Genomic DNA, 24,343 nt, shown 5'->3' with positions numbered 1-24,343 from the left:
CGGCATCAAGCGATCGGCCCAGTGCTCTTTCGAATCACCAATCGCCAATCACCCGTTACCGCGTCTCACATATCGTGCTTGGCGAGATCGAGGCCGGCGGCCTTGTACTGCTTCCAGCGCTCGCGCAGCGGTTCGCGGGCCGAGTCGTCGGCCGGCACCACTTCGAGCACGCGCTCGAAACCCGGCGGCGCCACTTCGTCGCGCAGATTGATGACCAGCGCGCGCATCGGCGCGTCGAAATCGGGCGTGGCGATGAGGACGGGTGTTTCGTCGTCCTCCTCGTCCATGCCGGCGATCTGGTGCGGGATGTAGGCGTCTTCGCCCATGTCCCACAGCAGATCGTCGAGCGCTTCGGCCTGTTCGGCGTCGCGGGCGAGGATCAGCGTCCACAGTTCGGCCGCATAGGATTTGCGGACCAGTTCGCACACCAGACGCAGCGGTTCCTCGCGGAAGCGCGGCTTGGCGATCAGGTAGAAGTCGGCGCGGGCCATGGCAGTGGCGGTCGGGCCGGAACCGGGGACGCGGCGCGATGCCGCGTCCCCGCAAGGCCCGGACCGGTCAGTCGACCTGGTCCATGAGCCACTGGCTCAGCAGGCCGACCGGGCGGCCGGTGGCGTAGGCCATCTTGCCGCTGCCGCTGGCACTGCCGGCGATGTCGAGATGCGCCCAGCGCTGGCCTTCGGTGAAGCGCGACAGGAAGCAGCCCGCGGTGATCGCGCCGCCCCAGCGTCCGCCGATGTTGTAGACGTCGGCGAAGTTGGAATCGAGCATCGACTGGTATTCGTCCCACAGCGGCAGACGCCAGGCGCGGTCGAACACGTGCTCGCCGGCAGCAAGCAGCTCGGCGGCCAGATCGTCGTGCTTGCTCATCAGGCCGGTGGCCTGCGTGCCGAGCGCGATCATGCAGGCGCCGGTCAGTGTGGCGACGTCGACCAGTGCGGCCGGCTCGAAACGCTCGGCGTAGGTCAGCGCGTCGCACAGGATCAGGCGGCCTTCGGCGTCGGTGTTGCCGACTTCGATGGTCTTGCCCGACATGCTGGTGATGACGTCCGACGGGCGATACGCGTCGCCGTCGATGCCGTTCTCCACCGCCGGCACGATCACGTGCAGGTTGATCGGCAGATCGAGACCGACCGCGGACACGAACGTGCCCATGACCGTCGCCGCGCCGCACATGTCGAACTTCATTTCCTCAATGCCGCCCTGCGTCTTGAGGTTGACGCCGCCGGTATCGAACGTGATTCCCTTGCCGACCAGCACGAAGGGCTTGGCGTCGCCGCCGTTCTTCCAGCTCAGCACGACCAGGCGCGGACGGTTGGCCGAACCGCGCGCCACGGCGAGCAGCGAACCCATGCCCAGCGCTTCCATCTGCGTCTCGTCGAGGACTTCGCACGAGGCCTTGTCGAAGCGCGACGCGAAGGTCTGCGCCTGCTCACCGAGATAAGCCGGATTGCAGATGTTCGGCGGCAGGTTGCCGAGCTCGCGGGCGAACTTCACGCCGGCAGCGATCGCCTTGCCCTGCGCCAGCGCATCGGCGTCGTCGCCGACGATCGAGATCGCGGTCAGCGTGTCGGGCTCGCGCTTCTTGTTCTTGGCGCCCAGCGTGGCCACGTAGCGGTACGCGGCGTGGTCGGCGGCGACCACGGCCTGGCGGATCTTCCACGCGGCGTCGCGGCCGGCAACGTCGAGATCGGCCAGCGCGATCGCAGCGCTCGTGCTGTTGCCGTCGCGCAGCGCACGCACCGCATCGGCGACCGCCTTGAGGTACTGCGGCACGCCGAACTTGGCGCGCTCGCCCAGACCGATCGCCAGCACGCGCGGCGCGGTGACGCCCGGCAGATCGTGCAGCAGGCTGGTACGACCGGCCTTGCCGGACAGATCGCCACGGGTGGCGAGGGCAGACAGACGACCGCCACTGGCGGTGTCGATCGCGGCGGCGGCGCCGGCCAGCGGGCCGTCCGCGAAGACGCCAATGACGAGGCAATCGCTGGACAGGGTGGCGGGGGGCGCTTGGTTCAGGGTGAATTCGAGGGTCATCAACCAGATTCCATGGGGTGATCGGTACACTTCACGGTCCAGCGCGCGGCGCCCAGTCAGGCTTGCCGCTGCAGAAGCGCCGTGGTGGCGCGGCTGGACGAACCCCCAAGTCTAAAGCAAAGCCCCCACACACGATGTCGAAGCTCGACCGATACCTGTCCCGCGAGTTGGCCCAGTCCACGTTCGCCGCCCTCGTGGTGCTGCTGATCGTGAGCCTGGGCGGCGTGTTCGCGGACGTACTGAGCGACATCGCCCGCGGCCGGGTGCCGGCCAAGCTGATGCTGGCCCAGCTGGGCCTGTCGGTCATCAGTTATATGCCGCTGATCCTGCCGCTGGGCCTGATGCTCGGGCTGATGCTGGGCTTCGGTCGGTTGTACCGGGATTCGGAAATGCCGGTGCTGACCTCGGTCGGTATCGGCCCGCGCCGCCTGCTGCGGCCGCTGTCGCTGGTGGTGGGACCGATGCTGCTGGTGATCGGCGCCTGTTCGCTGTGGCTGGGCCCGTGGGCACGCGACTATTCGCAGCAGATGATCGAGGCCGGTCAGCGCAGCCTGCTGGTGACCGGTCTTGAGGCCGGCCGCTTCGTTGAGTTCCCCGGCGGTGGCGGCGTGGTCTACGTCAATGCGATGTCCGACGACGGCAGCAAGCTCGGCCGCGTGTTCGTTTATCGGCAGGACGAAGGGCGCATGGATGTCACCACCTCGCTGACTGGCGCGCTGAGCATCGACGGCACCGAGCGTTTCCTGCGTCTCGATGAAGGCTTCCGCGTTGAAGGCCCGCTCGATGCCGGTCTCGACTACCGGCTGATGCGCTACGCCAGCAACGAGCTGCGCCTGCCGGCGGTCGAATCGCGCGCCGATGGCGATGATCCGGAGCTGCAGCCGACGCTCTCGCTGTTCGGCGATGCGCGCCCCGAAGCCCATGCCGAGCTGCACTACCGCCTTGCCCCGGTGCTGCTGACGCTGGCGTTCGCGCTGCTGGCCGTGCCGCTGGCGCGCAGCCCGCCGCGTCAGGCGCGCTACGGCCGGATGATGACCGGCTTCCTCGCTTATGTGATGGGCATGAATCTGATGATGCTCGGCAAGGACTGGGTCGCCGAAGGGCGCATTCCGGTACTGCTGGGCCTGTGGTGGCTGGTGCTGCCGCTGCTCGGCTTTGCGGCCTGGATGTATTTCACCGATGGCCGGGTGACTGCGCCCAAATGGAGGCGCGCGAAATGAGGCCTTTGCTGCGTATCCATGATCTGTATGTCGCCAAGGTCGTCACCGTGATGGTGCTGGCGACCTGGGTGGTGCTGGTCGGTCTCGACGCGCTGATGGCCGGCGTCAACGAGATCGGCGCCGTCGGGCAGGGCGACTACACCTATTTCGGCGCGATCACCTACATCCTGCAGACGCTGCCACGCCGCGCCTATGTGATGTTCCCGACCGCGGCGGTCATCGGCTCGCTGATGGGCCTGGGGCAGCTGGCGGCGACCTCGGAACTGATTGCGATGCGCGCCGTGGGCCTGTCGCGCACTCGATTGAGCGTGTCGGTCGCGCTGCCGCTGCTGTTGATGACGGCGGTGATGGTGATCAACGGCGAAACGCTCGGCCCGATGGCCCAGCGCAGCGCCGACAGCATGAAGTCGGCTGCGCGCTCGAGCGACATGATCGTGGGCCGCTATTCGGGCCTGTGGGCGCGCGAGGGCGATACGTTCCTCAATGCGCAGAACGGCACCGAGATCAGCGATGGGGCAGGCGCGCGCATCCAGCTGCAGGACGTGCGCCTGTTCGAATTCGCCAGCGACGGGCGGCTGGAATCGGTGGCGCACGCCAAGACCGCCGAGCACGGCGTCGACGGCTGGCTGCTGCGCAACGTGCAGCGCACCTGGTTCGAACCGCGCGCGGTGACGCGTACCGAAGCGCTGGAAGAACACTGGGATTCGCAACTCGACGCGACCACGCTGGCCGCCAGCGCCAGCAACATCTGGCGCCCGCGCTACATGCCGGCAAGCGAACTGCGCGCGGGCATCGAGTACCGGCACCGCAACCAGCTCGATGCCAGCGAGTTCGAAGAGCATTACTGGGGCAAGTGGTTCTATCCGCTCAACGTGCTCGCGCTGTGTCTGGCTGCGATCCCGTTCGCATTCGGCTCCTTGCGCAGCGGCAACGCAGGCAAGCGCCTCTTCATCGGCGTCGTCTTCGCGCTCGGCTTCTGGCTGGGTCAGACGCAGATCGTGAAACTCGCCGCCGTGTACCGCATCGATTACCGCCTGGCGTATCTCGTACCGCCTGTGGTGATGCTGATCATTTCGTGGAGCCTCTTCCGACGCCGGAGTGGGTGAGGCGCACCCGTTCGCGCGGCACTGCCGCGCGGGTGCGCCGAACGCCCGGCGTGCTTCGCCGGGCCGGACGGGAGCTGGAACGACTCGTCAAAAAGACATCAACGTGCGGCGCGCGCGGTGCCGAATGCGTCGCGAGGCCGGACGAGGCTCGACGGCGGACGGCTGTTGCGGCCAACCCGAACGCCGTCATCCCGGCGCAGGCCGGGATCCAGTGACTGGGCTCGGCGCGATCCGCGTATCGGGTACTCAGTCAATCGGCTGCTGAAAGAGCGATCTCGCTTCTGCAGTGAAAGCGCAGAGAGAACCGTCAAACGAGTCCAAGTCTCTGGATCCCGGCCTCCGCCGGGATGACGAGTTCAGGCGCCAAGCCGGCGTTGTGTCCGGGTGCGATACGGGCGTGACGAATCAATTGCCCTGCAATCCCCGCTTCGCCTCCCGCACCACCCGCGTCCGACTCGCCCGGTCATGCCAGGTCAGCCGCTCACGATCGACCCACGCCCACCAGAAGCCCAAGCCGCCGGCCAGCAGCGACACCGTCGCCACACCGAAGCGCACCCACAACGCCCGCGTCGATGCCCGTCCGCCGTCCATTGCGCGCACACGCAAACGCCACGGCCGCATGCCGAGCGTCTGTCCGCCATTGCGCCAGCTGATGACGGCATACAGACCGGTCACCAGCCAGCACGCCGCCCACAATGCGAGCTGCAGTCCACTCAGCGGCGCGATGTTCTCGTGCGCATCGTGGTGGCCGAGAAAGGTAAAGGCCGCAGTGAATGCCGCCGACAGCAGCAGCCACAAAGCCAGCGCCGGCCACAGGTCGTAGACCATCGCCAACAGGCGCCAGCCGATCCAGGGGCGGGGCGGGATGACGGGCGGCATCGAGGTGTCGGACATCGGCAAAGCATAGCCGCAGCGTCGAGCGTCTAAGCTGTCGTCGATGTCCAGCCGCAGCACCACGACGACACCTGCAGAACGCCGCGCGCTCGCGGTCGCATTGCCGCCGTTGCGCGACGAGGATCGCCGCGATATCGAGGGCTTTCTCGATGCGTTCTGGGCCGAGCACGGCATCGCGAACCAGACCGCGGCCGCGTACCGGCGCGATCTCGAAGGGCTCGCGCGCTGGCGCGACGGACGCGATGGCGGGATTGCGCACGCCGATCGTGTCGCCTTGTTCGAACATCTCGCCTGGCGCACGCGGCACGGCTGGTCGCCGCGCAGCAATGCACGCCTGCTGTCCGCGCTGCGCGCGTTTTTTGCGCATCGCCAGCGCCGGCACGGACGCGTCGACGATCCCACTGCGCTGCTCGATCCGCCGAAGCTGCCGCGCTCGCTGCCGAAGGCGCTCGGCGAGTCCGAGATCGACGCGCTGCTCGGCGTGCCCGACACCACCAGCGTCGACGGCCTGCGCGATCGCACGATGCTGGAGCTGATGTACGCATGTGGCCTGCGCGTCAGCGAACTGGTCGACCTGCCGGCGAACGGCGTCAACCTGCGCCAGGGCGCATTACGCGTGACCGGCAAGGGCGAGCGCACGCGCCTCGTGCCGCTGGGCGAGGAAGCGCAGCACTGGCTGCAGCGCTATCTCGATGAAGCACGTCCGACGCTTGCCGGCGGCAAGAGCCTGGCGCGCGATGCTGCCGGTGATACGCCGTTGTTCCTGACGGCGCGCCGCACGGCGATGAGTCGGCAACAGTTCTGGGTGCTGGTGAAGCGCCACGCCGCCGCGGCCGGCATCGACCCCGCCCGCATCAGCCCGCACGGCCTGCGCCACAGCTTCGCCACCCATCTGCTCAACCACGGCGCCGATCTGCGCGCGCTGCAGATGCTGCTCGGCCACAGCTCGCTGTCGACGACGCAGATCTACACGCTGGTGGCGCGCGAACAGCTCAAGCGGCTGCACGCCACGCATCATCCGAGGGGGTGAGCGGTCGTGTTTGCGAGCCATCGGCTCGCACGACCGCGAACGCCCGGCGTGCTTCGCCGGGCCGGACGGGCGACGAAGCGAAGGGCCGACAGCAGTTCGATCAAGCCCGCGCGGATACGTTGGACATCCCGCATGCATCGCCGGGTCAGCGCTTCCTGCGGCTAATGAGTTTTCCCGCCAGCCCTCACCCGACGCGCTACGCGCGTCGACCTTTCCCGGAGGGAGAGGTGCGGATTCAATGTGCGCTAGCAATACGCTGGTTCGTTCGCGTCGATCACTGCGCTATGCGCGCGCCGCTTGTTGAATGTGATCCGCCCGGAGGGGGCCCGCCGCATAGACCGAATGCATCGATCAAACCTAGCGCCGCTTGATTGGACGTGTGATCCGTCGAAGCTTCGGGATTGAGCCCCTCTCCCCCGGGAGAGGGGTTGGGGTGAGGGCAGCAGATCGCAGTGAACCCTCCACGCGAACCGCGAGCGATGGGTTTCGCTTCGCTCAACCCATCCTACGAAGCAGAACGACTCCACGTCGCTGCGCGTTCGAGCGCGCCAAACCGGGGCTTCCATCGCCAAGCCTGGCCCACCAAGCCACCACCCGAGCCCCACCATGAACGCCCCCAGCCCCGCTCCAAGGCACCCGGAGCCCGCCCCATCCCTTCATGCCAGAATGGCCGCCCCCGGGATCGCCCCCGCTGTTGGTCGTCAGATTCGATGAAGCGATACGTGTTCGCGCTGCTTGGCGCCTTCAGCCTGTCCGCCTGTGCCCAGAGCCCGGGTGCGCCCGACGCCGCCGCAGCAGCGACGCCCGCGACGCCGGCACCAGCCGCGATCGAAGCGCCGGCCGGTTCGCCCGCTGCCGAGGCACGCGACGCGATCCTGTCGATCAATCCCCGCGTGTCGATCGAAAGCGTGTCCGATGCGCCGCTGCCGGGCTTTCAGGAAGTCGTGGTCTCCGGGCAGGTGCTCTACGTCAGCAACGACGGCCGCTACGTGCTGCAGGGCAGCCTGTTCGATGCGCGCGAGAAGCGTGATCTGAGCCAGGCCGGCTTGTCGAAGCTGCGCCAGCGCCTGTTGTCAGAAGTGCCGGAAGACCAGCGCATCATCTTCGCGCCGGCCAATCCGAAGTACACGGTGTCGGTCTTCACCGACGTCGAGTGCGGCTACTGCCGTCGTCTGCACGAGGAAATCGCCGAGTACAACAAGCGCGGCATCGCGATCGAGTACCTGGCGTACCCGCGCATGGGCCCCGGCAGCGACGATTTCCGCCTGATGGAATCGGTCTGGTGCGCAGCCGACCGCAAGAAAGCGCTCACCGATGCCAAGGCCGGCCGTCGTGTCGATTCCAAGGCCTGCGAGAACCCGGTCGCCTCGCATTACGCACTCGGCCAGCGCGCCGGCCTCACCGGTACGCCGATGATCATCGCTGCCGACGGCACCCAGATGCCGGGCTACATGCCGCCGGACCAGCTGCTCGAAGCGCTGCAGCGTCTCGATGGCGAGGCCGCTGGCGGCAGTCGCTGAGCGAAGACCCCCGCGCACGCGCGCGGTGGGGGCAGCGGGCGCGGCCATTGGCTACAATGGCCGGCCCTGAAATACGGTTTCCCCGGACATGATCGTCCTCGAGGGCCAGCAGGCCCTGTCGCTGTTCCGCCGCGAACGGCTTGAAGCACGTCTGCAGTCGGTGTCGCCCGCGCTTTCCGTCGCCGGTGCCTGGCATGTCTACTTCGTCGAAGCCGAGGCCGGGCAGTCGCCCGACGATGCCACGCTGCGACGCATCCTCGAGGTCGATGCCGGTTCCGCACCGGCGCGCGTCGATGGCGCGGTCTCGCGCTACGTCTCGCCGCGGCTGGGCACGATTTCGCCGTGGGCCAGCAAGTCGACCGAGCTGCTGCGCGGCGCCGGCCTGCCGGTGCATCGGGTCGAACGCGGCCTGCGGCTGGATCTGCGCGGCTGGCCGGGCGATGCGGCTACGCAGGCAGCGGTCTCGAAGTTGCTGCACGACCCGATGACGCAGTCGCTGCTGGGCGACGTGGACGCCGCCGACGCGCTGTTCGCGGCGCCCGCCCGCGGCGCGCTCGAACGCATCGCGCTCGATGATCTCGACGCCGCCAACCGTCGCCTCGGCCTGGCGCTGGCCGACGACGAGATCGCCTACCTGCGCGAGCGCTTCGGCGCGCTGGGCCGCGATCCCGCCGACGTCGAGCTGATGATGTTCGCGCAGGCGAACTCCGAGCATTGCCGGCACAAGATCTTCAACGCGTCGTGGACCATCGACGGCGAGGACATGCAGCGCAACGGCCGCGCGCAATCGCTGTTCGGCATGATCCGCCACACGCACGCGACCACGCCCGAACACACGCTGTCGGCCTACAGCGACAACGCCGCGGTCGTCGAAGGCTATCCGGCGCGTCGCTTCCGGCCCGATCCGGTGTCGTTCGAATACCGCAGCGAACCGCTGATCGACAGCGCGTTCTGCATCAAGGTCGAGACCCACAACCATCCGACCGCGATCTCGCCGTTCGCGGGCGCGGCCACCGGTGCCGGCGGCGAAATCCGCGACGAAGGTGCGACCGGCCGCGGCGGCAAGCCCAAGGCCGGCCTGACCGGGTTCTCGGTCTCGCACCTGCGCATTCCGACGCTGCCGCAGCCGTGGGAGGCGCCCCGCGCGCTGAATCCGCGCATGGCGCCTGCGCTCGAAATCATGCTCGACGGCCCGCTCGGCGGCGCCGCGTTCAACAACGAGTTCGGCCGCCCGAACCTGCTCGGCTACTTCCGCAGTTTCGAACTGCCCGAAGGCGACGACGGTCTGGTGCGCGGCTACGACAAGCCGATCATGCTGGCCGGCGGCCTCGGCGCCATCGATCGCGCGATGGTCGAGAAGAAGACGCTGTCGGCCGGCGACGCTGTCGTCGTGCTAGGCGGTCCGGCGATGCTGATCGGCCTGGGCGGCGGCGCGGCGAGTTCGGTCGCTTCGGGCGAAAGCGCAGAGGATCTCGACTTCGCCTCCGTGCAGCGCGACAACCCGGAGATGGAGCGTCGCGTACAGGAAGTCATCGACCGCTGCGTGGCGCTGGGTGACCGCAACCCGATCCTGTGGTTCCACGACGTGGGCGCGGGTGGTCTGTCGAACGCGATCCCCGAGCTGCTGCACGACTCCAGCGTAGGCGGCGTCATCGATCTCGATCGCGTGCCCAGCGACGATCCGTCGCTGTCGCCGATGCAGCTGTGGTGCAACGAATCGCAGGAACGTTACGTGCTCGGCATTCCGCAGGACCGCGTCGAGGAATTCGAAGCGATCTGTGCGCGCGAGCGCTGCCCGGTCGCGATCGTCGGCGTGGCGACGGCCGAAGAACATCTGACGGTCGGCCATGGCGCGACGCTGGAGACGATCGGCAGCGGTCGTGACTGGCCGATCGATCTGCCGATGGACGTGCTGTTTGGCAAGCCGCCGAAGATGCATCGCGATACCGCGCGCACCACGCCGCATCGCTGGCCGGCGCTCAACAGCCGCGCCGTCGACCTGCACGAAGCCGGTCTGCGCGTGCTCGCGCATCCGACGGTCGCGTCGAAGTCATTCCTGGTCACGATCGGCGACCGCAGCGTCGGCGGCCTGACCGCGCGCGACCAGATGGTCGGCCCGTGGCAGCTGCCGGTCGCCGATTGCGCGATCACGCTGTCCGGTTTCGACGGGTTCACCGGCGAGGCGATGGCGATCGGCGAACGCAGCCCGCTGGCGCTGATCGACTCCGCCGCCGCGGCGCGCATGGCCGTAGGCGAGGCGATCACCAATCTGTGCGCCGTGCCGGTCGAGACCCTGCACCGGGTCAAGCTGTCGGCGAACTGGATGGCTGCCGCCGGACACGCTGGCGAAGACGCGCGCCTGTTCGATGCCGTGCATGCGGTCGCGATGGAATTGTGCCCCGAGATCGACCTGTCGATTCCGGTCGGCAAGGATTCGCTGTCGATGCAGGCGCAGTGGCAGGCCGACGGCGCTGCGCACAAGGTCGTCTCGCCGGTCTCGCTGGTGGTCACCGCGTTCGCGCCGGTGCCCGACGTGCGCACGCAGCTGACGCCGTTGCTCAGCCGCGAGTCCGACACCGAGCTGTGGCTGATCGGCCTGGGCGCCGGCAAGCAGCGTCTCGGTGGTTCGGTGCTGTCGCAGTGTTTCGAAGGCTTCGGCGGCGCGGTTCCAGACGTCGACGAACCCGAGCGCCTGAAAGCATTCTTCGAGCTGATCTGCGAAGCGCGTGAGGCTGGTCTGCTGATGGCCTATCACGACCGCTCCGACGGCGGCGCGTTCGCCGCGCTCTGCGAAATGGCGTTCACCGCGCATGTCGGCCTCGACATCGATCTCGAAGGCTGGGGCGACGACCGCAACCGCGACGCGCTGCGCACGCTGTTCTCCGAAGAACTGGGCGCGGTGGTGCAGATCTCCGCAGAGGACCGCGCTGAGTTCGCCGATCTCGTCGCACGTCACGGCCTGATCGAGTGCGCCCAGCGCATCGCCCGTCCGACGACCGCGAATGCGATCCGCGTGCTCGACGGCGAGGACGTGCTGGCCGAGTGGAAGTGGGAGACGCTGTTCGACGCCTGGTGGTCGGTCACCCATGCGATGCAGGCATTGCGCGACAACCCGGAATGCGCCGAAGAAGAACGCGCAAGCGCGCGGCGCTTCGATGCGCCTGCGATGCGTCCGGTGCTGACCTTCGATCCGTCGGAAGACGTCGCCGCGCCGTACATCTCGACCGGCGCACGACCGAAGGTCGCGGTGCTGCGCGAGCAGGGCGTCAACGGCCAGATCGAAATGGCGTCCGCGTTCGACCGCGCGGGCTTCACCGCGATCGACGTGCACATGAGCGACCTGATCGCCGGCCGGGTGGATCTGGCGACGATGCAGGGCCTCGTGGCCTGCGGCGGCTTCAGCTACGGCGACGTGCTTGGCGCGGGCCGCGGCTGGGCGACGTCGGTCCTGGAGACCGCCGAACTGCGTGCGGCGTTCGAACGCTTCTTCGCCCGCAGCGACACGTTCTCGCTCGGTGTCTGCAACGGCTGCCAGATGCTGTCGCAGCTCAAGCCGATCATCCCCGGCGCCCAGCACTGGCCGCGCCTGCTGCGCAATCGCAGCGAACAGTTCGAGGCGCGCTTCGGCCTGCTCGAAGTCGAAGAATCGCCGTCGCTGTTCTTCACCGGCATGGCCGGTTCTCGGATTCCGGTGGCGATCGCCCATGGCGAAGGTCGCGTGCAGTTCGACGACGATGCCGACCGGATCGCAGCGACCGTGGCTTTGCGCTATGTCGATGGCAACGGACAGGCCATGAGCTACCCGGCGAATCCGAACGGCTCCCAGGACGCCATCGCAGGCTTGGCCTCGACGGATGGCAGGGCAACGATCCTGATGCCGCATCCCGAGCGCACACCGCGCACGGCCAACCTCAGCTGGGCGCCGGCCGACTGGCCGGAAGACAGCCCGTGGTTACGGATGTTCCGGAACGCGAGGCGGCATCTCGGATGACGTGACGCACTGCGTCACTTTTCGCAAAAACCGGTCGGGCCGGGAGACGCAAACGTCTCCCGGCCCGATCTGCATTTGAAGGTCCCTGAGCGCCTGCAAGCCCACCGTGGCGCGGTTTTATCAGAATTTTCTGACGCTCTGGAGCCTCGGCCTGAATAGCCTTCGTTGAATAAAATCAATACGATGCAGATTGAATTGAATCTGGAATATTCGATACAGGCGTAAGTGACTCGGGACAAGGCATATTCGAGTTCGGACTGTCGAATCTGCTTCGCAGTGCTTGACGGCACGGATTGCCCGGGAGGAGTATCGGGTCACAGTTTGGCGTTTGGGGAAGATTCAAGTTGCGTACATCCCGCCTTCATGTAGCGCGTTCCCGCGCTGCAGAGCCGCTTCCGGAGTACGGAACGGCCAACGCCTGAGACACCCGGAAGCCGCAGCGGTCGCTCGACGACGCTGCGGCTTTTTTTTCGCCGAAATTCCAATCAAACCAAGCACTTCGAGGGGCTCGAAATGAATCGCATCTATCGCAAGGTATGGAACAAGTCGCTGGGCCAGGTGGTGGTCGCCTCCGAGCTGGCATCCAGCGACAGCGCTGGCGCATGTGACGGCGGTGGCGCCGCTGCGCACGGCCGTTCGCCGCTTGCAATCGCCCTGAGCCTGATGCTGTTCGGCATGGCCTCACCCATGGCCCTGGCGCAAGCCGTTTGTGACGCCAATGGAAATCCGATCGGCACGGCCGTCGGGGCGGACAGCACGGCGTGCGGTGTGGGCGCGCAGGCAACCGGCGCTGCATCGACCGCATTCGGCCGTGCCGCCATCGCCAGCGGTCTGCGCGCTACGGCAGTTGGCGCCCGCGCCAATGCCACCGGCGACAACGCCACGGCGGTCGGCAACAACGCCCAGTCGACCGGTAACGCCTCGACCGCGCTCGGTCGCAACGCCACGGCCAGCGGCGCCAATGCCGCAGCGGTCGGCGTCAACAGCACTGCATCGGAAACCAACACCACCGCTCTGGGCACCGGCAGCAACGCCACGGCCACCAACAGCTCGGCGGTCGGTCGCGGCGCCAATGCGGTCGACACCAATGCGGCCGCCTTCGGCGCGCTCTCGAATGCATCGGGCCTCAACTCGACCGCGATCGGCACCGCTGCGATTGCAGGCGGCAGCTCCGCTGTCGCACTCGGTCGCGGCAGCCAGGCGCTCGGCGGCGTATCGACTGCCGTCGGTACCAACAGCACCGCGTCCGGCGACGGTTCGGTCGCGCTCGGCACCTCGGCCAGCGCCGAGGCGGTGCGTTCGACCGCGCTGGGTCGCGGTGCGGTCGCCAGCGCCAACGGCAGCGTGGCGCTCGGCCACAACTCGGTTGCCGATCGTGCGAATACCGTTTCGGTCGGCACCGCGGATGCCCAGCGCCAGATCACGAATGTGGCCGCGGGTACGCAGGCGAGTGATGCCGTGAACCTGGCGCAGCTCGACGCGGTAGCAGACGCAGCAGAAGCCTCGGTGCGTCATTTCCAGGCGACGGGTGTCGACGACGCCAGTGCCACGGGTGACAACGCCGTTGCGGCGGGTGCAGGTGCGTCCGCGTCCGGTGACGGCAGTGTGTCCACAGGCGCGCTCGCCGATGCCTCGGGCGCTGAAGCGACGGCCGTCGGCTATGCAGCTGATGCGTCGGGCGAGGGTGCGACTGCGATTGGCGCGGAAAGCAACGCGGCGGGTTCGCAGGGCGCGGCATTTGGTCTGGGTGCATCGGCAGGTGGCGATTTCACGACCGCCATCGGTGCCAACGCCGATGCCAGTGGCTTCAACAGCACAGCGGTCGGCAACGCAAGCAGCGCATCGGGTGTGCTCGGTCTGGCCGTCGGTGCCGACAGCGGCGCGTCGGGTGACTTCAGCACGGCGATCGGTACGGTCGCGGTCGCCTCGGGCGACGAAAGCGTGGCACTGGGTCTGTTCGCCGAGGCTTCGGCAGCCGGCAGCGTCGCCATCGGCGCGTTCTCGGTCGCGGACCGCGAGAACAGCGTGTCGGTCGGTTCGGCCGGCGGTGAGCGTCAGATCACGAATGTGGCCGACGGTACCGAGATCACCGATGCGGTGAATTTGGGGCAGTTGGAAGATGCGACGGCACAGCTCGACTACGTGCAGGCGACGGGTGACGGCCAGGCGTTCGCGTCCGGCGATGACGCCACGGCAGTCGGCTCAAATGCGTTTGCAGATGGTGATTACAGCACCGCCTTGGGTGCATCAAGCGACGCCTACGGCGTCGGTGCTTCGGCAATCGGCAGCGGCGCGGCCGCGCAGGCCGACTACGCGACGGCGGTTGGTTACAACGCCTCCGCGCAAGGCCAGAACAGCGTCGCGCTTGGCGCCTTGGCGCAGGCGGACGGCGCAGGAAGCGTCGCAGTCGGCGGTCAGGCTGTTGATGAGAACGGCAATCCGCTGCTGATTGATGCCGATGGCAACCCGATCGAAACCGGCGCAGCGAGCGCGGGTGTAGGCGGCACCGCGTTGGGCGCGAGCGCCGACGCTTCTGGCTTCGCCTCGACGGCGGCAGGTGTGGGTGCGGCTGCAACCGGCGCGCAGGCGTCGGCCTTCGGTGCGGTGGCTAATGCAACGGGCGATTTCTCTACCGCGGTCGGTACGGAAAGTGCGGCGACCGGCGCGAACAGCGTGGCGGTCGGTGCGGGTGCCAGTGCAACGGGCCTCTACGCGACTGCAGTCGGTAGCGGTTCGCGTGCAACTGCGGCGAACGCGACGGCGCTTGGCGAGTTCGCCTGGGCGACCGGTGCCAACGCGACTGCGGTCGGTGAATTTGCATGGGCGACCGGTGCGGGCACGACTGCGCTGGGTCAGGACTCCTATGCAACGGGCGTAAGTGCGACTGCGCTCGGACTGGGTGCTTATGCGTCAGCGGCTAACAGCGTAGCCCTCGGCGCTAATGCGCTCGCCAACCGGGCGAACACCGTGTCGGTGGGTACGGCGACCAATCAACGTCAGATCGTCAACGTCGCCGCGGGTACACAGGCGACCGACGCAGTGAATCTGGCGCAGCTGGACGCCCTGGCCGACGTCGCGGAAGAAACCAGCAAGTACTTCACCGCGACCGGTGGCGTCGACAACGACAACGCCGCTGCAGCCGATGGCGAGTACGCCACGGCAGCGGGCGAAAGTGCGTACGCAGGCGCTGACGGGGCATCGGCATTCGGCAGTGGCGCCTTCGCGATCGAAGCGGCATCCACCGCAATCGGCATGAACTCCAGCGCGAGCGGCGAAGGCAGCGTCGCCGTGGGCGGCCTGTCCGAAGCGAGCAGCATCGAGTCGGTCGCTGTGGGGTATGCGGCTGCCGCGACCGGCGAGACCGCGACATCGGTCGGCGCCGAGAGTGCCGCGAGCGGTGCCGAGTCGGCAGCGTTTGGGTACGGCGCACAGGCCACCGACGACTACGCCACGGCAGTTGGTGGTGGCGCGGCGGCGTCCGGCCTCAACAGCTCGGCATTCGGCAACGCGAGCGCGGCCTCCGGTTCGAGCAGTGTTGCATTGGGTGCAGACAGCAACGCATCGGGTGAATACAGCACGGCGGTCGGGGCTTCGGCGACGGCGACCGGTTACAACAGCGTGGCGGTGGGTGGTGCGTTCTTCGGCCTCGCGGCTGCGGAGGCATCCGGCGACTTTGCTACCGCACTCGGCGGTGCTGCGGTTGCATCGGGTGAGAACAGCACGGCACTCGGCAACTTCGCCGAGGCGTCCGCGGTGAACAGCGTCGCACTTGGCGCGGATTCGATCGCGGATCGCGAGAACAGCGTGTCGGTCGGCAGCGTCGACAACGAACGCCAGATCACCAACGTCGCGGCCGGTACTGAAGCGACGGACGCGGTGAATCTAGGTCAGTTGGATGAGGCAACCGCCAACAGCAAGTACTTCCGCGCAACAGGCGAGGGCGAGGCATACGCGCTGGGTACGGATTCCACGGCATCCGGCTCGGATGCTTACGCCGAAGGTGACTACAGCACCGCAATCGGTGCTTCCAGCAGCGCCAATGCCGATGGGGCTTCGGCCTTCGGCAGCGGCGCGACCGCGCAGTCGACGAACTCGACCGCGGTCGGTTTCAACGCGACTGCATTCGGTCAGAACAGTGCAGCGCTCGGTGCTGGCGCGCAGGCCGATGGGCCTGCCAGCGTCGCGATCGGCGGCAATGCGGTCGACGAAGACGGCAATCCTCTGCTGAGGCTCGGTGGCGCACCTGTCGAGACATCAGCGACCAGCGCAGGCGTGGCCGCGACGGCTGTCGGCGCGAGTGCGGACGCATCGGGCTTTGCTTCGGCGGCAGTCGGCGTAGGTGCTAGCGCGATCGGCGATCAGTCGTTGGCATTGGGTGCCGTGTCGACGGCATCTGCCGATTTCGCGACGGCGATCGGCTCGCAGGCGACCGCCAGCGGCGCCAGTAGCGTCGCTGTTGGCGGACCTGCCGATCTGATCCCCGGCTTTGGCCTCCTGGTGTCGACCTCCGCGTCGGGTGACAACGCTGCAGCGTTTGGTGCGGGCACCGTGGCGTCGGGCAACAACAGCACGGCACTTGGCACCCTCAGCGCCGCAGAAGGCGACGGCAGTACGACGGTCGGCTACTTCGCCTATGCAGCAGGTACCAATGCCACCGCGATCGGCAGCGAGTCCTGGGCCAGCGGCGCCGACAGCCTCGCGCTGGGCTACTACTCCACCGCGCGTGGTGTGAACAGCGTTGCGTTGGGCGCCAACTCCACCGCGACGCGGGCGAATACCGTGTCAGTCGGTGATGTCGGCAGCGAGCGTCAGATCACCAGTGTCGCCGCTGGCACAGAGGGCACCGATGCGGTGAATTTGGATCAGCTGGAAACGGCTACGCAGTACAACAAGTACTTCGCGGCGACCGGCAACAACGCAGATGCGGCGGACGATGTCGGCGCCTTCGCTGACGGCCTCAACGCGACCGCGGCCGGCGATGCCAGCAATGCACTAGGTGATGGTGCTTCCGCATTCGGCAGCGGTGCGTTCGCGGGCGCCGATCTCGCTACCGCGATCGGCTTTAACGCCACCGCATCGGCGGCCAATGCGATCGCGATCGGCGCAACGGCCGAGGCCAACGGTGAGTACGCCGTCGCCTTGGGCGCCGAGAGTCTGGCGAGCGGCGAACTGTCGACCGCGACCGGCGCCGGTGCGGTCGCCAGTGGCGACGGTGCGCTGGCCAGCGGCGCGTTGGCGGAAGCGTCTGGCGTCGAAGCGATGGCGGTCGGATTCTTCGCCGATGCGTCCGGCGAAGTCGCTACCGCAGTCGGTGCAGAGAGCATCGCCAGTGCCGAGGAAGCCGCAGCCTTCGGCTTCCGCGCGGAAGCATCCGGTATCTACGCGACGGCCGTGGGTGGCAATGCGGCCGCGACCGGTGCCAACAGCTCGGCGTTCGGCAATGCCAGCACCGCGTCCGGCACCAGCAGCGTGGCATTGGGTGCGGACAGCACGGCGTCCGGTCTGTACAGCACCGCGGTCGGTCAGGCAGCGACCGCATCCGGTTACAACAGCGTTGCAGTGGGTGGTGCATTCTTCGGCATCGCGGCCGCAGAGGCATCCGGCGACTTCGCTACCGCACTCGGCGGTGCGGCGGTTGCATCGGGCGAGAACAGCACGGCGCTTGGCAACTTTGCCGAGGCGTCCGCGGTGAACAGCGTGGCGCTGGGCGCGGATTCGGTTGCGGATCGGGACGACAGCGTGTCGGTGGGTTCGGCAGGCAACGAACGTCAGATCACCAATGTCGCCGCCGGTACGGAGACGACGGATGCGGTGAACGTCGGTCAGCTGGCAGACGCCACGGCCTACAACCAATACTTCCGCGCAAGCGGTGACGGCGAGGCGCTGGTCAACGGCGAAGACGCCACGGCTGCAGGCTCGAACGCCTACGCCGATGGCGACTACACAACGGCCATCGGTGCGTCGAGCGATGCGTTCGGTGAGGGCGCATCGGCGCTGGGCAGTGGTGCCATGGCGCAGGCCGACTACGCCACCGCCGTCGGCTTCAACGCGCTGGCCAGCACGACCAACGCGCTGGCAATGGGTTCGTACAGCGAAGCCGCCGGTGAGTTGAGCGTCGCGGTCGGCAGCTCGGCGTATGCCAGTGAAATTGGCGCGGCGGCCATCGGCAGCAGCGCGCAGGCGACCGGCGCCTATGCCTCGGCCGTGGGCACCGAAGCCGCAGCGTCGGGTCAGCAGGCGACGGCGACCGGTTTCCGCAGTAATGCCTCCGAGAATGCGGCATCGGCGTACGGCAGCTATTCCGCTGCTTCAGGCTTCGGCGCGACTGCGCTCGGTTACGGTGCCGAAGCGGGCGCCGATTACGCCACTGCAGTCGGTATCGCCGCACGGGCCTCGGGCGTCAGCAGCGTTGCCGTCGGCGAGTACAGCGAAGCGACTGGTCTGGAAAGCGTCGCAGTGGGCGGTACGGCCTTCGGATTCATCCCGGTCCGTGCGTCCGGCGAAGGCGCGTCCGCCTTCGGTTCCGGTGCCTGGGCTACCAGTGATTACGCCACCGCACTGGGCTGGATCAGCAGCGCCGATGGTGAGAACTCGACCGCGGTAGGTGCGGCGTCCTGGGCGGAGGCCGACGACGCGTCGGCGTTCGGCTACGGCGCATATGCCAGCGCCGAGAACAGCGTCGCACTGGGTGCCGGATCCGTCGCGGATCGCGCGAACAGCGTGTCGGTCGGTGAGTCCGGTGCAGAGCGCCAGATCACCAACGTGGCCGCGGGCACACAGGGCACCGATGCGGTCAATGTCGATCAGCTGGAAGAGGCCACGCAGTACAACAAGTACTTTGCGGCCACCGGCACGGGCGACCCCGATGGTGATGTCGGTGCCTACGCCGAAGGCGATTTCGCAACTGCATCCGGTGAAGGCGCCAATGCCTTCGGTCTGGGCGCGTCGGCGTATGGCGCTGGTGCGCAGGCGGATGGCCAGTTCGCGACGGCATCGGGTTACGGCGCCTCCGCAACGGCCAACTCTGCGACCGCGGTCGGCGGCACGCTGGAGTTCGTCGATGCACAGGGTGCGACCGTGACCGTGCAGACCACCGCCAATGCGGATGGCGCGTCGGCCTTCGGCGCGGGCGCGACTGCGTCCGGTGCGTACGCCACCGCGACCGGGGCACGCGCTTCGGCAACCAATACGCAGTCGACGGCAACGGGTTACACCAGCACCGCGAGCGGTCTGGCGTCGACGGCCAACGGCGGCTTCAGCACCGCCAGCGGTGATTTCGCAACGGCATTGGGTTACAGCGCGACTGCATCGAACACGCGGACCACGGCAGTCGGTATCCAGGCAACGGCGAGCGGCACGAATGCAACGGCGGTGGGCAACACGTCGACTGCCAGTGGCGCGAGCAGCGTGGCCTTGGGCACGGCGTCGCGTGCGACCAATCTCAACAGCACCGCTCTCGGCGGCACGGCGTGGGCGACAGCGGACAACACCACGGCAGTGGGTCAGTTCGCATGGGCCACGGCCATCGGCGCCACCGCGGTGGGTCGCGATTCGTATGCAACTGGCGTGAACTCGATGGCGCTCGGCCTGAGCGCCTATGCGACTGCGGCCAACAGCGTCGCGATTGGTGCCAACGCGTTCACCAATCGTGCGAACACGGTGTCGGTAGGCGATGTGGGCGACGAGCGTCAGATCACCAATGTCGCAGCCGGTACGGTGGGCACCGATGCGGTCAATCTGGATCAGCTCACCGAAGTCAGTGATGCGGTGGCAGGCAACGCGCGATATTTCCAGGCGGATGGTGCGCAGGACGGCAGCGACGACGCCGTCGCAAGTGGCGCGAACAGTGTCGCGGTCGGCGCCGGTGCATCTGCGACCGGCGCGGCGAGCGTGGCGATCGGCCATCTGAGTGGTGCGGCCGGTGCACGTTCGGTGGCCATCGGCGAGTTCGCCGAGTCGCGTGGGACGGACGGCACCACGGTGGGCTACTTCAGCCGCGCTGGCGCCACGGGTTCCGCATTTGGTTCGGGTGCGAGCGCGTTGAACATCTTCGACGCGAATGGCGCGCAGTTCGCTTCAGCGTTCGGTTACAACGCGGTGGCGAGTGGCAACCGCGCCACCGCACTCGGCAGCCAGGCGTTCGCGCCGCAGGACGATGCGACGGCGGTCGGCTACAACGTCAACGCGGTCGCCGTCGGCGCGACCAGCGTCGGCAGCAACAGCATCGTGCTGGCGCAGAACGGCACTGCGGTCGGTGTCGGGGCCCGGAGCTTCGCCGGCAACAGCGTGGCGCTGGGCGCGGGTTCGTTGGCAGATCGTGCCGACAGCGTGTCGGTCGGCAGCGCCGGCAATGAGCGTCAGATCACCAATGTCGGAACTGCGACGGAAGGAACCGATGCGGTCAACCTCGATCAGCTGCAAGGCGCGATCGCGGGCGTAGACGCTGAAGGCAACCGCTACTTTGCTGCGAGCCCTGCCGAAGGTGACGTGGGTGTCGGCGCAACCGCAAGCGGTGTGAATTCGGTTGCCGCGGGTGAACTGGCGGAAGCGTCCGCAGAGAACACGGTCGCGGTCGGTGCGAATTCCAGTGCCACCGGAGTTCGTTCGACGGCCGTGGGCCAGGGCGCATCCGCAAGCGATGAGGAGGCTGCGGCATTCGGCCAGGCGGCCAATGCATCGGGCTTCCATTCGACAGCGATCGGCGCGCTGGCCGAGTCCAGCGGTCGCGGCGCGACCGCGATCGGTTGGGATTCGACGGCATCCGGCGCGCTGTCCACCGCGTTGGGCAATTCCGCCTCTGCCACCGGCGAGAACAGCACGGCACTGGGTCGCGCGGCGACGGCGTCCGCGCTGCGGACGACGGCGGTCGGCCAAGGCGCATCGGCCAGCGATGAAGAATCGGCAGCGTTCGGTCAGGCGGCCAACGCGTCTGGCTTCCATTCGACGGCGATCGGCGCGCTTGCGATCTCCAGCGGTCGCGGTGCGACTGCGATCGGCTGGGATTCGGATGCCACGGGCGCACTGTCCACGGCAGTCGGCAACCAGGCGGCCGCCACCGGCGACAACAGCACGGCGCTGGGTCGCCAGGCTGCAGCCTCGGGCCTCAACAGCACTGCAGTCGGCCAGACCGCAGTCGCCAGCGCGGACAACAGCGTGGCGCTGGGTCAAGGCGCCGTGGCGGATCGCGCCAACACGGTGTCGGTGGGTGCGAGCGGAAGCGAGCGCCAGATCGTCAACGTGGCGGAAGGTACCGAAGATACCGATGCGGTGAACCTGGCCCAGCTCCGTCGGATCTCCGACGGCGCTGGCGAAAGCCTCAATGCCGGCCTGCAGAGTGTTGCGGACGCACTGGGCGGCGGTTCGATGGTGGACACGGCGTTCGGGACGATCTCGACGCCCAGCTACTCGATCCAGGGCAGCAACTACGCCGGCATCGAGGCGACCTTCGGTGCACTCAACACCGAAATTACCCAGCTGAAGCAGCGCGTCGGCGCGGTCGAGACGGTGATCGAAGCCGGCGACGGCACCAACGATCGCGTCGCGGTCGGCGGTGACGGCACCGGCACCGATGACGCGAGTGTCGGGGCGGGTACGAATGCGGTCGCGGTCGGTTCGAATGCCGCGGCCAACGGCCAGAACGGTGTCGCTGTCGGCGGCAACGCGTATGCCCACGGCCCCAACGACACCGCGATCGGCGGCAACGCACGCGTCGATGCGGACGGCAGCACGGCTGTCGGTGCCAACACCAGCATCTCGGCGAATGCGACGAATGCAGTGGCGGTGGGCGAAGGTGCGTCGGTGACGGCGGCCTCCGGCACGGCGGTCGGCCAGGGCGCGAGCGTGACCGCACAGGGTGCGGTGGCGCTGGGTCAGGGTTCGACGGCCGATCGTGCGAACACGGTGTCGGTGGGCAGCGCGGGCAACCAGCGCCAGATCACCAATGTCGCGGCGGGCACGCAGGCAACGGATGCGGCGAACGTGGGTCAGGTGGATGCTGCGCGGACCCAGGCCGTCGCGACCTCCAACGCCTACACGGACCAGAAGTTCGCCGCGTGGAACGACAACTTCGACACCTTCAAGGGTGACGTCGATCGTCGTTTCTACGACACCGATCGCCGCATCGACCGTCAGGGCGCGATGGGCGCTGCGATGCTCAACATGGCGACCAGCGCCGCGGGCATCCGCACCGAGAACCGCGTCGGCGTCGGCGTCGGCTTCCAGGGTGGCGAGAGCGCGCTGTCGGTGGGCTACCAGCGTGCGATCAGTGAGCGCGCGACGGTCACCGTCGGCGGTGCGTTCAGTGGTGACGAAAAGTCGGTCGGCGTGGGTGCCGGTTTCGGCTGGTAAGGACTGACCGTCGCGTCGCCGTTGCACAACGGTGACGCGATGGAGACGGGCGGGGCAACCGGGCCGCGAAGGCGGTCCGGGACTCGGCGACAGGGGTGCAGCGGACCTACGCTGCGCGGATCGGTCGCCGCATTCCATCATTTCTGCAGAGAGAGGGTTCCAATGAAGAAGGGCATCATTCCGTGCACGCTTGCGGTCGCAGTTGCAGCGGCACTGACCGTCGGCGGCGTCAACGCGGGCAAGACCTCGCGCGCCGCCGGCAACGTCTCCACCGACAACATCGAAGGGCGCGTCGACGCGCAGCCGGTGAAGCGCCTGATCATCGAGTACCGCGACGGAACCCGCGAGAAGAGCAACCAGGCCGCGGTCGTCACGAACATCCAGGGCGCGCTGGTGCGTTCGGGTCTCGTGCGCGGCGCGAGCAAGGCTTCCAACGTCAGCTATCAGCGCAAGCTCGCGACCGGCCATGAGCTGGTCAACCTGGCCAGCGGTCTCGACGCGGTCGAAGCCGATGCGCTGGTCCGCCAGATCGCCGCGGATCCGAACGTGAAGTCGGTCAGTGTCGACCGCGTGCGCCAGATCGCAGCGGTGCAGCCGGCCTATGTGCCGAACGATCCGGACTTCCAGGAATACCAGTGGCACATGCGTGCGCCGGACGGCGGCGCGACCTTCGATGGTGGCCCGAACCGTGGCGGCGCGAACGTGCCGGCTGCATGGGACCTCTCTGACGGCGACGGCATCACCATCGCAGTGCTCGATACCGGCATCACCGCGCATCCCGACATCGACACCTCGCTGGCCGACGTCGGTTACGACTTCATCACCGACGCCACGACGTCCGGCCGTGCGACCGCCGGCCGCGCGCAGGGTGGCTGGGACCTGGGTGACTGGACGATCAACTATCCGGGTGCCGCGACCTGCCAGCAGCGCAACAGCTCCTGGCACGGTACGCACGTGGCGGGCAGCGCCGGTGCGCAGCTCACCGACAACGGCATCAGCCTGACCGGCGTCGCCTATGGCGCGAAGCATTTGCCGGTGCGTGTGCTAGGCCATTGCGGTGGCGCCGAGGCCGACATCGTCGATGCGATCATCTGGGCTGCCGGCGGTACCGTCGCCGGTGTTCCGGCCAACCAGAACCCGGCGCAGGTCATCAACCTGAGCCTGGGTGGATCCGGTCCCTGTTCGTCAGCCGAAGCCGCTGCGATCGCGCAGGCCAATGCGCTGGGCGCAACGGTCGTGATCGCCGCGGGCAACAGCAATGGCGACGTCGCCAACTTCTCGCCGGCCAACTGTCCGGGTGCGATTGCGGTGGCGTCGAACGGCGTGACCAGTGCGCGCGCCTACTACTCGAACTACGGCGCCGGGATCGACATTTCGGCACCGGGTGGTGGCGTGTTCGCGAACGATGCCGGCAGTGGTACGCAGATCTATGACGGTTTCGTCTGGCAGGCAAAGAATCCCAGCCTGACGACGCCAACGCCATTGGCCGACATCAATCCGTCCACGACGGGTACGGGCGGGTCCGCGGGAACCTCGCAGGCGTCTCCCCATGTCGCGGGTGTCGTCGCCCTGATGCAGAGCGCGCGTCTCGCCGCCGAGCTTCCGCTGCTGACACCGGTCGAAGTACTCGACATCCTGAAGCAGACGGCGACGCCGTTCGCGATCACGCCGGCAGCCAATCGTCAGATCGGACCTGGCATCGTCAACGCCAGTGCCGCCGTTCTGAAGGCGATCGAGCCGCCGTGCGAAGTCGATTGCGCCCCGCCTGCGACGCCGATCGTCAACGCGACGCCGGTACGCGCGCTCTCCGGCGCTGCCGGCGGCGAAACGCTGTACAGCATCGAAGTGCCGTCGGGTGTCTCCGGTCCGCTGAGCATCACCACGACCGGCGGCAGCGGCGATGTCTCGTTGCACGTCAGTCTGGACGAGGCGCCGGCGGCCACGGGTACGTGGAACTCCTCGCGCCCGGGCAATGCGGAAACGATCCGTATCAATGCCCCGGTTGCGGGTACGTACTACATCAAGCTGACGGGCGTTCGCGCGTATTCGAACGTCACGCTGCAGGCGCGTTTCTCCCTGCCGCCGGTCTGATTCAAGACCCGACCCGCGTTCGCGCGGGTCGGGTGTGACCGTGATGTCTGGCCGGCGGATGCATGCATCCGCCGGCTTTTTTGTGGGGCTCTGACGGGGTTCGGCCG

The 24,343-nt window shown here is 67.9% G+C and carries 10 protein-coding genes; 7 read left to right on the top strand and 3 right to left on the bottom strand.

What is annotated here, in order from left to right:
• Window positions 1-65 precede the first annotated feature (65 nt).
• Together LU699_RS05015 and LU699_RS05010 are read right to left on the bottom strand one after the other, a co-directional pair.
• Window positions 66-491, bottom strand: coding sequence for a DNA polymerase III subunit chi (locus LU699_RS05015; RefSeq protein ID WP_232134249.1), 426 nt, complete (start codon window positions 489-491; stop codon window positions 66-68).
• Between the two features lie 67 nt (window positions 492-558).
• Window positions 559-2,037 (bottom strand): leucyl aminopeptidase, encoded by a 1,479-nt coding sequence (locus tag LU699_RS05010; RefSeq protein ID WP_232134250.1) that lies wholly within the window; start codon window positions 2,035-2,037, stop codon window positions 559-561.
• A 134-nt stretch (window positions 2,038-2,171) separates the two neighbouring features.
• Here LU699_RS05010 and lptF point away from each other — a divergent pair, with 134 nt between their 5' ends.
• Both lptF and lptG read left to right on the top strand, forming a co-directional pair.
• Entirely contained in the window at window positions 2,172-3,257 is a 1,086-nt protein-coding gene (lptF, locus tag LU699_RS05005; RefSeq protein ID WP_232134251.1) for an LPS export ABC transporter permease LptF, read from the top strand.
• Window positions 3,200-4,363, top strand: coding sequence for an LPS export ABC transporter permease LptG (lptG, locus tag LU699_RS05000; protein ID WP_425491195.1), 1,164 nt, complete (start codon window positions 3,200-3,202; stop codon window positions 4,361-4,363). Before lptF ends, lptG begins: the two co-directional genes overlap by 58 nt.
• Window positions 4,364-4,768: 405 nt before the next feature.
• On the opposite strand, the gene LU699_RS04995 is transcribed toward lptG, so the two are convergent.
• Complete coding sequence (locus LU699_RS04995; RefSeq protein ID WP_232134757.1) at window positions 4,769-5,257, bottom strand: RDD family protein; 489 nt, start codon at window positions 5,255-5,257, stop codon at window positions 4,769-4,771.
• Between the two features lie 43 nt (window positions 5,258-5,300).
• Here LU699_RS04995 and xerD point away from each other — a divergent pair, with 43 nt between their 5' ends.
• The 5 genes from xerD to LU699_RS04970 all read left to right on the top strand — a co-directional run bounded on the left by xerD (window position 5,301) and on the right by LU699_RS04970 (window position 24,236).
• Window positions 5,301-6,287 carry a site-specific tyrosine recombinase XerD gene (xerD, locus tag LU699_RS04990; protein ID WP_232134253.1) on the top strand — a complete coding sequence of 329 codons (987 nt, stop codon included), beginning with the start codon at window positions 5,301-5,303 and terminating at the stop codon, window positions 6,285-6,287.
• Window positions 6,288-6,997: 710 nt separating this feature from the next.
• Complete coding sequence (locus LU699_RS04985) at window positions 6,998-7,807, top strand: DsbC family protein (RefSeq protein WP_232134254.1); 810 nt, start codon at window positions 6,998-7,000, stop codon at window positions 7,805-7,807.
• Window positions 7,808-7,895: 88 nt separating this feature from the next.
• The gene (gene purL, locus LU699_RS04980) at window positions 7,896-11,798 is read left to right on the top strand and encodes a phosphoribosylformylglycinamidine synthase (protein ID WP_232134255.1); all 3,903 of its coding nucleotides are present in this window, start codon (window positions 7,896-7,898) and stop codon (window positions 11,796-11,798) included.
• 513 nt (window positions 11,799-12,311) lie between these two features.
• Window positions 12,312-22,145: an ESPR-type extended signal peptide-containing protein gene (locus LU699_RS04975; protein ID WP_232134256.1), complete on the top strand. Its 9,834-nt coding sequence runs from the start codon at window positions 12,312-12,314 to the stop codon at window positions 22,143-22,145.
• 162 nt (window positions 22,146-22,307) lie between these two features.
• Window positions 22,308-24,236: a S8 family serine peptidase gene (locus tag LU699_RS04970; RefSeq protein WP_232134257.1), complete on the top strand. Its 1,929-nt coding sequence runs from the start codon at window positions 22,308-22,310 to the stop codon at window positions 24,234-24,236.
• Window positions 24,237-24,343: the final 107 nt, after the last annotated feature.

This window comes from Luteimonas fraxinea (assembly GCF_021233355.1).
Classification (GTDB): Bacteria; Pseudomonadota; Gammaproteobacteria; order Xanthomonadales; family Xanthomonadaceae; genus Luteimonas; species Luteimonas fraxinea.
This window is presented reverse-complemented; position numbering and strand designations above follow the sequence as displayed.